The sequence below is a fragment of the Aestuariimicrobium sp. Y1814 genome (genome assembly GCF_050113895.1).
Classification (GTDB): domain Bacteria; phylum Actinomycetota; class Actinomycetes; order Propionibacteriales; family Propionibacteriaceae; genus Aestuariimicrobium.
In genome coordinates this window covers 20,259-32,866 of record NZ_JBNJRW010000018.1, presented here as the reverse complement: position 1 = coordinate 32,866, position 12,608 = coordinate 20,259, and the positions used below count along the sequence as shown (strand labels likewise).

Sequence of the window (12,608 nt, the reverse complement as noted above, 5' to 3'; positions counted from 1 at the left end):
AGTTGAGTCCCAGATAGTGGTGTAGCGGGGCGGCCCGGGTCTGGACGACAGGGCGGTCACCGCGTGATCCTCGAGTTCATCTCTCACAACTCACTCGAGAAGGACCATCACGATGACCGCTCCACACATTGTCGACCCTGCCCGCGTTCTTGGCGAGCTGCTTACCGAGGCATCACCGGACATGATGCGCAGTCTGTTGCAGACCATGCTCAACGCCCTGCTCAGTGCTGATGCTGACGCGGTGGTCGGCGCCGACTACGGCCAGCCCACCCCGGGCCGGGCCGCGCAACGCAACGGCTACCGCCACCGCGCCCTCGACACCCGCACCGGCACGATCGACCTCGCGATCCCGAAACTACGCACCGGCAGCTACTTCCCTGACTGGCTCCTGGAACGCCGCAAGCGCGCCGAGACTGCCCTGATCACCGTGGTCGCGGACTGTTACCTCGCCGGCGTGTCCACGCGCCGGATGGACAAGCTGGTCAAGGCATTGGGAATCGACAGGCTGTCGAAGTCCCAGGTGAGCCGGATGGCCGCCGAGCTGGACGAACACGTCGAGCAGTTCCGCCACCGACCCCTGGGCGAGGCCGGGCCGTTCACCTTCGTCACCGCGGACGCGTTGACCATGAAGGTCCGCGAGGGCGGCCGGGTCATCAACTCGGTGGTGATGCTCGCGACCGGAGTCAACGCAGACGGGCACCGCGAAGTCCTCGGCCTGCGCGTCGCCACCAGCGAGACCGGCCCGGCCTGGAACGAGTTCTTCGCCGACCTGGTCGCCCGCGGCCTGAGCGGGGTCCGTCTCGTGACCTCCGACGCCCACACGGGTTTGGTCGAGGCGGTCGCGGCGAACCTGCCCGGAGCGTCCTGGCAGCGGTGCCGCACCCACTACAGCGCGAACCTGATGGCCATCACCCCGAAAAGTCTGTGGCCCGCGGTGAAGGCGATGCTGCACTCGGTCTACGACCAGCCCGACGCCGATGCCGTCCACGCCCAGTTCGACCGGCTGCTGGACTACACCGCCGACAAGCTGCCCGAGGCCACCGAGCACCTCGATGCGGCCCGGGCCGACATCCTCGCGTTCACCCAGTTCCCCGTCGAGGTCTGGCACCAGATCTGGTCGAACAACCCCACCGAACGGTTGAACCGGGAGATCCGCCGCCGCACCGATTCCGTGGGGATCTTCCCGAACCGGGGCGCAATCGTCCGGCTCGTCGGCGCTGTCCTGGCCGAGCAAACCGATGAATGGGCCGAAGGACGCCGCTACCTCGGCCTCGAAACCCTCGCCAAGAGCCGCATGACCCGCATCACCAACCAGCCCGAACAGGAGACCACCATGCCCGCACTCGCCAGCTAACCCCGCCCCACAGGATCACCAACCGCTACACCACTACCCGGGACTTGACCCTCCAGCCTCATCACGGACGACCACGAACCCTCCCCAGGCCAGTTTGGTCGCTTGGACGAGCCCAGTCGGTAACGCTGAGCCAGGGCCCAACAGGGCACAGGCGAAGATCACCTCAAGCGAAGCAGGAACTGTCGGTGGCCGCTGAAACGATCCCCTTATGGTCCGACGACGCACGCTTCGACCCTCACCTCCGCTGTCAGGTGAGGCCCGGTTGGTGCGCGCCCTCTTCCAGGAGTATGCCGACGGACACGACTACGATCGCGCTGTTCTGATGGACGATGCAACCTTCAATCACGCCGAGTTCGGCTACTTCGGTCTGTCACTGTGGCTGCTCTCAGGCACGTGGCCGCTCATCCGTGTGCTGCAGGAGAAGACTAGGCGAGCCAGCAGGGTCGCCATTTATTTACCGGGCCGGGGCCTTCACCGCGCGGGGACTCACGCTAGTGCCAAGTGGCCGCGAACCGCACTATGACGTGACCGACGGCCGCCTGATCAGTGGTGACCATGGTGCGGTGCGTGTCACTGCAGGTAGCGCCACCGAGCTCATCGATGCCTTTCTCGCCACGCCCTACACTATTGAACAGAACCCATTCTTCGAGCAGGGCACCTGTTGAAAGGAGGCACCCTGATGATCCAGATCGACATCGATGCCGACTTGAACATGGTCGACGATGAGGACCGGAACATGGCGCGCCTGCCCAAGGACACCAGTCTCCTCAGGGTTGGCAATGTTGTCGTCGCTGGCCGTCCCGGCTTCTGGTCGTGGGCAGTCATTGAGGAGATCACCGACACCTCCGTGTTCTTCCGGCAGATCAGCGGCACCGAGGCCTCAAACCACGGCGACCTGTCCATCCCCGCACCCCGCTGACGCCGGATGACCGACGGGATCCTCCTGCGCCTCTGCCTCTCGTCTGATCACGTCATGAGTTCCGCGCATTCGGCCCGCACGTCGGCAACCAGATCGGCAACCTGCTGATCCAGCACCGATGCAGGGACCCCCAGTTCCTGGGCGATAACCTCTGCCACCCGGGGTGCAACCCGCGCCGCCGCTTCAGCCTGGAAGTAGCGGATCGGCAGGCGTCGCACCAGCACATCCTCCACGGTGGTGGCCCCTTCGTGACGAATGGCGTGGACCACCTCAGCCCAGAGATAGGGCAGTTCCTCGACGACCCGCTCCCCCAGCCGCGGGTCAGCTACCACCAGGTCGTCAACGAACCGGGCCTCTGCACCGTAGCGGCCACCGAGGTGGGCAAATCGACCTCCGGTAGCCTCCACGGCCTGGGCATCGAAACCGGCGCCTCCGACCAGCGGCAAGTCCTTCGTCCGGGTACGGCGGCGAACCTTGAGCAGCTCACAGACACGGTCGACCGCGATCTCCGCCATCACTCTGCCCACGGTGAGCTTGCCCCCAGCCACAGTGACCATGCGGCCATGCACTGTCACCTCGTGTTCGCGGCTCAACTCAGCAGTGTCAGCGCCACCGGTGTCGATGAGTGGACGCAGCGCCGCCCAGGTGCCCGAGATGTCCTCGAGGGTGAGCGTGGTGGTCAAGGCGGCGTTCAGGGAGTCAATCAGCACCTGCGCTTCCTGGCGTGTACACCGGGGGCTGTCGAGGTCCTCGGCGTAGGGGCTGTCCGTGGTGCCGATATAGCAATCGTCACCCCACCTGAGCACGAATCCCTTGCCCCCCTTGCCGCGGGCGCCACCGATCATCGGGAAGGTCAGTGTCGACTGGCTGCGCACCTTGTTCCAGGGAACAACGATGTGTACCCCCTTTGCCGGACGAATGCGGCTGGGGTGGTTGGGCTCATCCAGCGCGGCCACTTTGTCGCTCCAGACCCCGGCAGCATTCACAACGACCGAGCTGACGACCTCGACCTCGCGCCGGGTCCCCTCAGGATCGCTGAGCCGAACGGTTGAGGTGTAGTGACCGCCATCATCATGCACGCCAACCAGTTCGGCGTGGTTGATCAGTACGGCTCCAAAGAGTGCCGCTGTGCGACCCACCGCCAGGGTCAGCCGGGCATCGTCGGTGCGGCAGTCGTAGTAGAGCAAGCCACCCAGGAGACCCTGGGGTTCCAGGGTCGGGCAGTGCGTCAAGGTCTCCGCCGCGCTGATCCGGCGGTGACGCTGACCGATACGCCAGCCGCCGAGCAGGTCATATACCCACAGCGCCCCCTGCATCGCCCGGGCCATGCGAGGCCCGAACACCCCGTGTTCGCGATAGATCGGGAACAGGAAGGGCAGGCGACTGACCAGATGCGGGGCCCGCTCAAACATGCGTTGGCGTTCCAGCAGGGAGTGGTAAACCAGACGAAACTCCTTCTGCTCGACGTAGCGCAGCCCACCATGGATCATCTTGGACGAGGCCGAGGATGTTCCCGACGCGTAGTCGTGCCGCTCCACCAGTGCGACCGAGAGACCGCGGGTCACCGCATCGAGGGCCACACTCACCCCGGTGATCCCCCCACCAACCACGAGCACATCGAAGCGTTGGCCAGCCAACTGCTGCTCGGCCTCGTTGCGATCGAGGCTCACCGGGGCCGTTTGGCGGGCGACGATACGGCTCTGCATCCTGCTCATCGAGGTCTCCTCCTGGTGGGACAAGGGCTTGGACCGGGCGCCACGGCTCGGCCCGGTTCACCGACACCATCCTTCTCATCGGACACAAGTCCGACCAGCTGAGTGACAGCCCATGTCACTGGATCTCGAAGATCAGTGTCCTGATGAGGACAATGGCCAAATGAGTGAGCCACAGATCCCGTCCGTTCTTCAGAACGCGTTGCGCGTGCTGGAAGCCGTTGGGGAGGCTGGCCCCGCCGGCACCGATGCCGCCGAGATCGAGGGACGAACCGGTCTGCATCGCCGCTCCATCTATCGTCACCTAAGTTCCTTGAAGTCCCTCGGCATGGTCTCGGATGCCACTCGTCCTGCGCACTACCGCCTGGGCCCCTCGATTGCGGCGCTGGCCCAGAATGCGTCTGACCAGCGAGAGTTCCTGCGCCGCGCGCGGTTGTTCTGCGAGGAACTCTCGGGACGAACCCACGAGCCGGTGCACGTGACGGTGCTGGACCAGGGCACCGCAGTGACAGTGGCCAGTGCCTCAGCCGACAGCGAGATCTCCAAGAAGTCACCGCCCATCGTGCTCGGTTCTCGGCGGCCCCTGCACGCCAGCGCCAGCGGCAAGGTGTTCCTTGCCTTCAACCCCTCGGCCCTGGAGGCCTACCGAGTCCGGCCGTTGGAGACCTTCACGCCACACACGATCGCCACCATGGAGCAGTTGTACACCGAATGCCTCGAGGTGCGTAACCGCGGCTATGCCCTGGATCGCCAGGAACTGCTGCTCGGGGTGACATGTGTGGCTGTGCCGGTGCACGGCATCAATGGACGAGCGGTGGGAACGCTGGCGGTATCAACGAAGAACCCGGTGATGTCAGCCAGTCGCCGAAGGGAACTGTTGCGCGCACTGCTGCCGGCAGCACAGGAGTTCACCGGCGCCATCGGTGGCAGCACCCCCTGACGGTTCCCGCCGTCAACCTGCGCTCAAGACCTGATCGCGCAGCTTCCGGAAGCGCTCGAACAGTGTGTCAATGAGTTCCGGAGTCCACAGCCCATTGAAGGCCAGGAAGTCAGCCACCGACAGTCTCTTGCGCATGAGTCGCGCGTTGGCGAAGGCGAAGCGGGCCTGCTCCTGAGGGATACCGGGTTCGATCTGTTCGAAGTGCAGTGGGTGGCCGGTGGCATGCAAAGCACGCAGGTACTCCAGCGGGTCCGCCAGCAGTTCCTGCAGTTGCTCACGGGTGTGCTGCCAGTTCTCGACCAGTAGACGGATGTGTTCGAGGTTCTCGCTCCAGCCGGTCACCTTGACGGCCACATCTGACCAGCACTCGGCCACCACCTGCTCACCCAGTGGCCCGAAGGCTTCAGCGACCTCGGCGTGCACCCGGGCAGGGTCAGGAGCCACTGGCTGCAGATCGTTCGCATCCACCTCGTTCAGCAGGTGGTCGTAGGCCAGCAGTGACAATGCAGTGGCCAGCCCGCACTGTTCCCCGTGGTTACCGATGCTGCGTCCTTCTCTCGCTGCGGTCATGTCCAGAACATGGCTGGTCACATGTTCCAGTCCGGAGGCAGGAGCAGACTCTCCCGCGAAGCTCATGACGAACCCGGCTGCACACAGGGTGAGCGCCATGGCCTCAGCGGTGTCCGTCCCGCCCGCAGTGAACGCCTCCTCGCTGCGCAAGAACCCCCTCAACCCGGGCAGGAAAATCCGAGCAGCAAGCGGCTCCCAATGGCCAAGACCACACAGGGCGGCCAGCCGGTAGTCCGCCAGGGAACCCCAGCCGACTGCCGCATCCCCGATGCCACCCAGTGCGATGTCATGGGGGGTGCTGGCAAGAACCTGGGTATCGAGGATGAGCTCGTCGGGCAACCGGGACGGCATCGTCCGCTTCACCCCCTGCGTGGTGACGACGGCCAGCTCAGAAGTGTAGGCACCCACTGAGTTGGCCGTCGCCACTGCGATGTGGCGAACCCCGACTGGCGTTGCAGTGTGGATAGCGTGCTTGGCAATATCGGTGACTGTCCCCGACCCCACCGAAACCACAACGTCACCATCCCGCAACTGCCCAGCCAGCTCATGGACGCGGTCGGCCGTGGCGTGCGAATCCCCCGGGATGGTGACCTGCTCCACGGGGCGGCCCAGCGCGCCCAGTTGCCTGGCGACCAGCGCCTTGAGATCGTCAACACCACGCACCATGGGGGTTGAGTCGGCGAACAGCACCACCCGGCGCATTTCCCGGGAACGGGATACCGCGGCCGGCAACTCGTCCAGAGCCGAGCTGCCGACTTCGACACGACTCAGGGACAATGTCCTGTCTCGTCCGCTGGCAGCGCTCACTGCTCCGTAGAAACCGTCCAGGTCATCGGGGTCAAACCGGATCTCGTCGCTCAGGGGGCCCGACACGTTGCTCCTCTCGTGGTGATTTCGAACTCTGCTTCGAGGTGGTCCTGCTCAGCGCAGCACGGTGCGACGCCAACCCAGGTCACGGCCCACCGCGTCCTGCCAGGCCTGGCGGCACAGACCCTGCACCTCGGACGAGGTCTGCGGGTCAAAGGTGACACCCGACTCCTGGGTGGCGCTGGCGGCATCGGCACTGGCCCACACCCCGTGCACGACACCGGCGCACCAGGCAGCACCACGAGCAGTGATGTATTCAGCCTGGGCGGCACGCACCACCGGGATCTGCATCAGGTCAGCCTGCGCCTGCAGTAGGGCGCCCGAACGGGCCAACCCACCATCGACGTTGATCACTCGGGGTGAGACCCCGGCTGACTCCGCCATGGCTTCGAGCACATCGGTGACTGTGTGGGCGATGCCGTCAACGGTGGCCCTGACCATGTCCTGCGAGGTGGACCCGCGGTGGAAGCCGATCAGTAGCCCACGTGCATTGCCATCCCAGTGCGGGGTGGTGAACCCCGCGAGCGCAGGGACACAGACCAGTCCCGAATCGGGATCACCCTGCGCGTACGTCGCATCCAGGTTGGCGGCCTTGTCGAGCATGCCCAGCGAGACCAGCCAGTCAATGCCCGAGCCAGTGACGAAGGAGCCACCTTCGATGAGGTAGGTGGTGGTGCCCTTCGTGGTCCACGCGACGCGACAGTCAAGCCCACTGGCCGGCACGATGGGGTTCGCGCCGATGTTGAAGTCGATGAAGCTGCCGGTGCCGTGGGTGCACTTCACCGAGCCAGGGGCGAAGCCGCCCTGACCGAACAGCGCGGACTGCTGGTCACCGAAGACGCCTGTCACCGGCAGGTCAGCTCCGATGTGGTCAGGGTTGGTGCGGCCGAAGTCGGCATCCTCGTCCAGAATCTCGGGTAGCAGGGTCAGCGGTACCTGCAGCTCCTCCAGGAACTCGCTCCACCAGGTGGCGCTGCGCAGGACTCCCATACCGGACGAGCCAGCACACGAAGTTGAGGTGAGGAAGCGGCCAGTGAGCTTCCAGATGATCCAGGTGTCGACGGTGCCGGCCAGCAGTTCCCCGGCCTCGGCACGACGACGAAGGTCGGGGTCAGCGTTGAGGAGCGCCTGCAGGTGCAGCCCACAGTTGGCCGAGCCGAGCACCAATCCGGAGGTCTCCACACTCTTGCGGGCCCAGTCAGAGCCGAGTTCAGCAACGGTGTCGGCGGCGCGGGTGTCCTGCCAACTGATCACGGGGGCCACGGGTTCACCGGTGGCACGGTCCCACAGGACTGTGGTGGTGCGCTGGATGGCCATGCCGAGTGCGGCAATCTCGAGGCTGTTCTCCCGAGCATGGTCCACAACCTGCCGCAGCACCCGGGCGGACTTCTCCCAGATTTCCTGTGCGTCCTGTTCCACTCGCCCGTCGGGGTGGGTGGTGATGTTCAAGGGTTCAGCGATGCTGCTGACTACCTGGGACTGATCGTCGAACAACACTGCCCGGGTGCTGGTCGTGCCCTCATCGAGGACGAGAACGTGCTGGGTGCCCATGGTGACTCCTGTGCGTGCGGTCTGGCTGTGACATGCGGCCTGGGGAGCCGCCTCACGTCCATGTGACCCGGCTCACCAAGTTCTGGTGGTGACCATGCTTCGTGCCTGCTTCGGCGGCGGTCAACGGTTGTGACAGCCCATGTCACTGGCGTTGACGCGCCTTGGATCGGACAGGGCAAGGTGGGCACAGAATCGGCCAAGGGAGCCGTCGACGACGCGAACCAGGAGCGGTAGATGCCCAACCACGTGATCACCAATATTCCGGATTCGGTGCTGGCCGACCTGTCGGTCGACCCGGCGTTTCTGATCCGCGAGCCGGCCGAGATTCGTGCGATGTCAGCCGATTCATCGGTACGGAGCAAGAAGGCTGAGGCCCACGATCGTCCGTTGGCACAGGCCGTCATGGTCGCCCGGCCCACCACTACCGCCGAGGTTTCCCAGATCCTTGCATGGGCGACTCGGAATGGCATCCCCGTCACCCCTCGGGGTCTGGGCTCCGGAGTGGTGGGCTCAGGATTGCCTACCCGAGGGGGCCTAATTCTCGATGTGGCCGGCATGGACAACATCGGAGAGGTGGATGTCACCAATCGCACGGTGACAGTCGGCGCTGGCGCTCGCCTGTCCGATGTGGACGATGCCATCGCCCACACTGGCCTTTCGATCGGCCACTATCCGCAGTCATTCCACCTGGCCTCTGTTGGCGGCAGCATCGCCATGCGGGGTTCGGGGACGTTCTCGTCCCTGCACGGAAACATGGATGACCGAGTAGGAGACCTCGAGGTGGTCCTGCCGACTGGAGAGGTGGTCACCACCCATTCCATGCCGCGGGCCTCACTCGGGCCGGACCTGAAGCAGTTGTTCGCCGGCTCGGAGGGCATGCTCGGCATCATCACCCAGGTCACCCTCAAGTTGGTGCCCCTTCCGGCATCACGAAGGTTCAACTCCGTGCGTTACGACACCTTCGAGCAGGCTCTGGAGACCATCCGGCTCACCCTGGCAGCAGGTGTTCGACCAGCTGTGGTGCGCATCTACGACCCGGTCGAGGCCTCGGCCAAGCACGCCCAGTTCGCTGAGCACGAGGGCTGGCTGACGATTCTGGTCTTCGACGGGGACGAGCAACTCATTGCCACACAGGAACAAGTCACGCTGCGGTTCGCTGCCGACCAGGGCGGGACTGTGTTGGGACCAGAACCCGCGATGCACTGGGAACAGCGTCGCTTCAACTGGTCATGGTTCACCGATGCGGTTGACCACGAGGGTGGAGTGGCGGAGGCCATCGAGGTCAGCGCGGGCTGGGCTGAACTCCCCGCACTGTACGAGCGGATGAAGGCCGCAGCCGGCACCGTGATGCCGGAGTTCATGGCCCACGTCAGCCACGTCTACGACCAGGGCGCGGCCCTGTATGCGATCGTGCGCGGCGAGTTCTCCGACGACGAGGAGGCGCTGAAGCATTACGACGACGTCTGGGAAGCAGTGGTCACCTCGGCGCTGGATGCGGGGGCCGTGATGGGTCACCATCACGGGGTTGGTCTGGAGCGCGCCCCGTGGATGGAACGAGCCCTGGGGGTCGGTGGCCTGAACCTGCTTCGGACGGTTCAGCGGGCGCTGGACCCTGCCGGGATCATGAACCCGGGGAAGGCTGGCCTCTGACAGGAGCGGTGACCGACCGCACTCGCCCCGCACTGGCCCTTGACTGTCAACAAGAAAGCACCTCAGAGCAGACGCCCAGCAATATTGCAGGTCTCGTGCTCTGGGGTGCTTCCTTGTTGGCGTGGGTGTCGGCATCCCAGTCACGCCGCCCGAACCTGCACTTGTGACGGCTACGTCACGAATGCAGGTCGATTTCAGCCGCCAGACCTGCATTTGTGACACCCATGCCCGAACTGCACCTTCCACGGGGCCTCACCCCGAGGGCAGCCTTCTCGTCCGCCGACGACAGCCCCCAGGCCAGCCGACACTGACCGGGCATGGACCCACACCCAGCCCCACCGGGCCCCGGATGACCCCGACCGGAATCTCCACACGGAGCCTGAAACAATGGGGCCGTGGCAACGCAGATCTCACTCGGCAGGCCCGACCCCGAGCAGCCGAACCAGACCCAGGACAACCAGACCCAGGACAACCAGACCAGGCAGAACCCGCGCCGGTCCTGGCATCGGCGCGCGTCCCGTCCGGTGATGTTCTGGATGGTCGCGCTGATCGTGCTGGTCATCGTCCACCGGTGGGTGCCGCAGGCGCGCTGGCTGATGGTGCACATGGCAACTCTGGGCATCGCCGCGAACTCGATCATGATCTGGGGCCAGCACTTCAGTGACTCCGTGCTGCGCACCCGCCATGACGAGGCCGCCCGCGACCTGCATGTGCGCCGGCTGTGGGTGCTGAACCTGGGCATCCTGGTCACCGTGGTCGGCATGGTCGGCGCCTGGCCGGTGGTCGCCACCGTCGGCGCCACGGTGGTCGGGCTCACCTTCACCTGGTACGCGCTCAGCCTGGTCACCCAGGCCCGCAAGGCGCTGCCGAGCCGCTTCGGCCACGTCGCCCGCTGGTACACCGCCGCCGCCCTGCTGCTACCCCTGGGCGCGGCCGCCGGAGCGGTCATGAGCTTCTCGATGCCCGAGCCGTGGCAGGGCCGGTTGATGGTCGCTCACGTGGTGCTCAACGTGCTCGGCTTCGTCGGGCTGACCGCGACCGCCACCCTGCTGACGCTGTGGCCGACGATGCTGCGCACCCCCATGGAACCCTGGAGCGAGAAGGTGCACCGCATCGCGCTGCCCCTGATGCTGGTCGGGGTGCTCGGCACCGCCGGGGCGGCGACGATGGGCTGGCGCTGGGCCACCGCGGCCGCGCTGCTGGTCTGGCTGGCCGGCTTCGGCTGCGCCATCTCGACGGCGGTGGCCACCACGGTCCGCAAGCCCCCGCGCGACTTCCCGACCTGGTCGGTCGGCATGGCCATCGTCTGGATCGCCGGCTGCGTCATCTGGCTGCTGGCCCAGGTGCTCAGCAATCCCCTGCTTGACGCCGAGCACGTCAAGCAGGTCACCGCACCGCTGGTCGTCGGCGGTCTGGTGCAGTTGGTGCTGGGGGCGATGAGCTACCTGATGCCGGTGGTGATGGGCGGCGGCCCGCGCATGACGCGCGCCACCAATGCCGTGATGAACCGGGCCGGGGCGCTGCGGGTGACCGTCGCCAACGCCGGGCTGGTCGCCTTCCTGCTGGCCGAGACCTCCTGGGCGAAGGTGGTGACCTCGCTGCTGGCCTTCGCGGCGCTCGCGTCCTTCGTCCCGGTGATGATCGCGATGGTGCGCACCATGCGCCGGGTGCGCCTGCAGCAGGCCGAGGCCGCCGCCAAGGACCTGCCCGCCGCCCGCAAGGGCCTCGAGGATCAGGCCGCCGAGGCGGTCGAGCAGTCCCGCCGCGACGTGCTGGGCGCCGGTGTCGGTCTGGTCGGCGTGGCCGCCGCCTGGTACCTGCTCGACCGCGACGCCCCGCACACCACCCACCAGGCCGATGTGCCGCCGACCGGCAACACCGTCGAGGTCGCCGTCGCCGCGGTCGGCATGCGCTTCGAGCCCGACCACGTGCAGATCGCCCCCGGCGACCGGCTCGTGGTCACGCTGACCAATCACGACCCCACCCAGGTGCACGACCTGCGTTTCGAGAACGGGGTCGACAGCGGACGACTGGGGCCCGGGCAGTCAGCCAGTCTCGATGTGGGCGTGGTCGGTGCCCCGCTCGAGGGCTGGTGCACGATCGTCGGGCACCGGGCGATGGGCATGGTCTTCCATGTGCGCACCGACGCGACCGCGGCCGAGCAGGGCTTCGACCTGGACGCCGCCCCGGGGGCCGGCTTCGTCACCCGCGACGCCGTGCTGCCGGAGGCTCGTTCGGGCTCCTTCGAGCTGGACCTGGTCGTCCAGGAGGTCGAGCAGGAGGTCGCCCCGGGCTGGACCCAGACGGCGATGACCTACAACGGACGCATCATGGGCCCGCCGATCGTGGCCGCCCTGGACACCCAGATCATGGCTCACCTCACGAACAACGGCACCATGGGTCACAGCATCGACTTCCACGCCGGCGACGTCTCACCCGACGAGGTGATGCGGACGATTCCGCCGGGCGAGTCGCTCGACTACGCGTTCACCACGAAACGCTCGGGCATTTGGCTCTACCACTGCTCGACGATGCCGATGACCGCCCACGTGGCCGCCGGGATGTACGGCGCCGTGGTCGTGCCCCCGCGCGGGCTCGCCGCGGTCGACCGGGAGTACCTGTTGGTGCAGCAGGAGGCCTACCTCGGGCCCAACGGCGGCGAGGTCGACATGGCCAAGATCGAGGCCGAGACCCCCGACCTGGTGCTGTGGAACGGCCACGCCAACCAGTACGTGCACGACCCGCTGACCGCCCGGGTCGGCGAACGGGTGCGGCTGTGGGTGCTTGCGGCGGGGCCGTCGCGGGGCACCAGCTTCCACGTCGTCGGTGGCCAGTTCGACACCGTCTTCAAGGAGGGCGAGTGGCTGCTTCGTCCCCACAACACCCACGGCGGTGGCGCCCAGGCGCTCGACCTGGCACCGGCCCAGGGCGGGTTCGTGGAACTGGTGTTCAGCGAGCCGGGCACCTACACCTTCGTGAACCACTCCTTCGTCGAGGCCGAGCGCGGCGCCCGCGGGATCATCAAGGTGAGCTGACAGACCGCTG

The 12,608-nt window shown here is 66.4% G+C and carries 9 protein-coding genes; 6 read left to right on the top strand and 3 right to left on the bottom strand.

Annotation, left to right across the window (positions count from 1 at the left end; translation table 11 throughout):
• The first annotated feature begins 112 nt into the window (after positions 1-112).
• From ACQE3C_RS14640 to ACQE3C_RS14630, 3 genes are all read left to right on the top strand, one after another.
• Positions 113-1,354 carry an IS256 family transposase gene (locus ACQE3C_RS14640; protein ID WP_434539340.1) on the top strand — a complete coding sequence of 414 codons (1,242 nt, stop codon included), beginning with the start codon at positions 113-115 and terminating at the stop codon, positions 1,352-1,354.
• Between the two features lie 524 nt (positions 1,355-1,878).
• Positions 1,879-2,019, top strand: coding sequence for a hypothetical protein (locus tag ACQE3C_RS14635; protein WP_434539873.1), 141 nt, complete (start codon positions 1,879-1,881; stop codon positions 2,017-2,019).
• A 14-nt stretch (positions 2,020-2,033) separates the two neighbouring features.
• On the top strand, positions 2,034-2,273 hold the full coding sequence (locus tag ACQE3C_RS14630; RefSeq protein WP_434539872.1) for a hypothetical protein: 240 nt from the start codon (positions 2,034-2,036) through the stop codon (positions 2,271-2,273).
• A gap of 47 nt (positions 2,274-2,320) precedes the next feature.
• Here ACQE3C_RS14630 and ACQE3C_RS14625 read toward each other — a convergent pair whose 3' ends face one another.
• Positions 2,321-3,988: an FAD-dependent oxidoreductase gene (locus ACQE3C_RS14625; RefSeq protein ID WP_434539871.1), complete on the bottom strand. Its 1,668-nt coding sequence runs from the start codon at positions 3,986-3,988 to the stop codon at positions 2,321-2,323.
• A gap of 160 nt (positions 3,989-4,148) precedes the next feature.
• Between ACQE3C_RS14625 and ACQE3C_RS14620 the strand changes: the two genes are divergently transcribed.
• Positions 4,149-4,925 (top strand): IclR family transcriptional regulator, encoded by a 777-nt coding sequence (locus tag ACQE3C_RS14620; protein WP_434539870.1) that lies wholly within the window; start codon positions 4,149-4,151, stop codon positions 4,923-4,925.
• 12 nt (positions 4,926-4,937) lie between these two features.
• Here ACQE3C_RS14620 and ACQE3C_RS14615 read toward each other — a convergent pair whose 3' ends face one another.
• Complete coding sequence (locus ACQE3C_RS14615; RefSeq protein ID WP_434539869.1) at positions 4,938-6,368, bottom strand: iron-containing alcohol dehydrogenase; 1,431 nt, start codon at positions 6,366-6,368, stop codon at positions 4,938-4,940.
• 48 nt (positions 6,369-6,416) lie between these two features.
• Positions 6,417-7,913, bottom strand: coding sequence for an FGGY family carbohydrate kinase (locus ACQE3C_RS14610; protein ID WP_434539868.1), 1,497 nt, complete (start codon positions 7,911-7,913; stop codon positions 6,417-6,419).
• Positions 7,914-8,147: 234 nt separating this feature from the next.
• Here ACQE3C_RS14610 and ACQE3C_RS14605 point away from each other — a divergent pair, with 234 nt between their 5' ends.
• Together ACQE3C_RS14605 and ACQE3C_RS14600 are read left to right on the top strand one after the other, a co-directional pair.
• Complete coding sequence (locus ACQE3C_RS14605; RefSeq protein WP_434539867.1) at positions 8,148-9,563, top strand: FAD-binding oxidoreductase; 1,416 nt, start codon at positions 8,148-8,150, stop codon at positions 9,561-9,563.
• 527 nt (positions 9,564-10,090) lie between these two features.
• Positions 10,091-12,598, top strand: a complete 2,508-nt coding sequence (locus tag ACQE3C_RS14600) for a multicopper oxidase domain-containing protein (RefSeq protein WP_434539874.1) — start codon at positions 10,091-10,093, stop codon at positions 12,596-12,598.
• The last annotated feature ends 10 nt before the right edge of the window (positions 12,599-12,608 follow it).

Coding starts and splice junctions, on each gene's coding strand:
- ACQE3C_RS14640 (WP_434539340.1), top strand. CDS start 113: ATGACCGCTCCACACATTGTCGACCCTGCCCGCGTTCTTGGCGAGCTG.
- ACQE3C_RS14630 (WP_434539872.1), top strand. CDS start 2,034: ATGATCCAGATCGACATCGATGCCGACTTGAACATGGTCGACGATGAG.
- ACQE3C_RS14625 (WP_434539871.1), bottom strand. CDS start 3,988: ATGAGCAGGATGCAGAGCCGTATCGTCGCCCGCCAAACGGCCCCGGTG.
- ACQE3C_RS14620 (WP_434539870.1), top strand. CDS start 4,149: ATGAGTGAGCCACAGATCCCGTCCGTTCTTCAGAACGCGTTGCGCGTG.
- ACQE3C_RS14610 (WP_434539868.1), bottom strand. CDS start 7,913: ATGGGCACCCAGCACGTTCTCGTCCTCGATGAGGGCACGACCAGCACC.
- ACQE3C_RS14605 (WP_434539867.1), top strand. CDS start 8,148: ATGCCCAACCACGTGATCACCAATATTCCGGATTCGGTGCTGGCCGAC.
- ACQE3C_RS14600 (WP_434539874.1), top strand. CDS start 10,091: ATGTTCTGGATGGTCGCGCTGATCGTGCTGGTCATCGTCCACCGGTGG.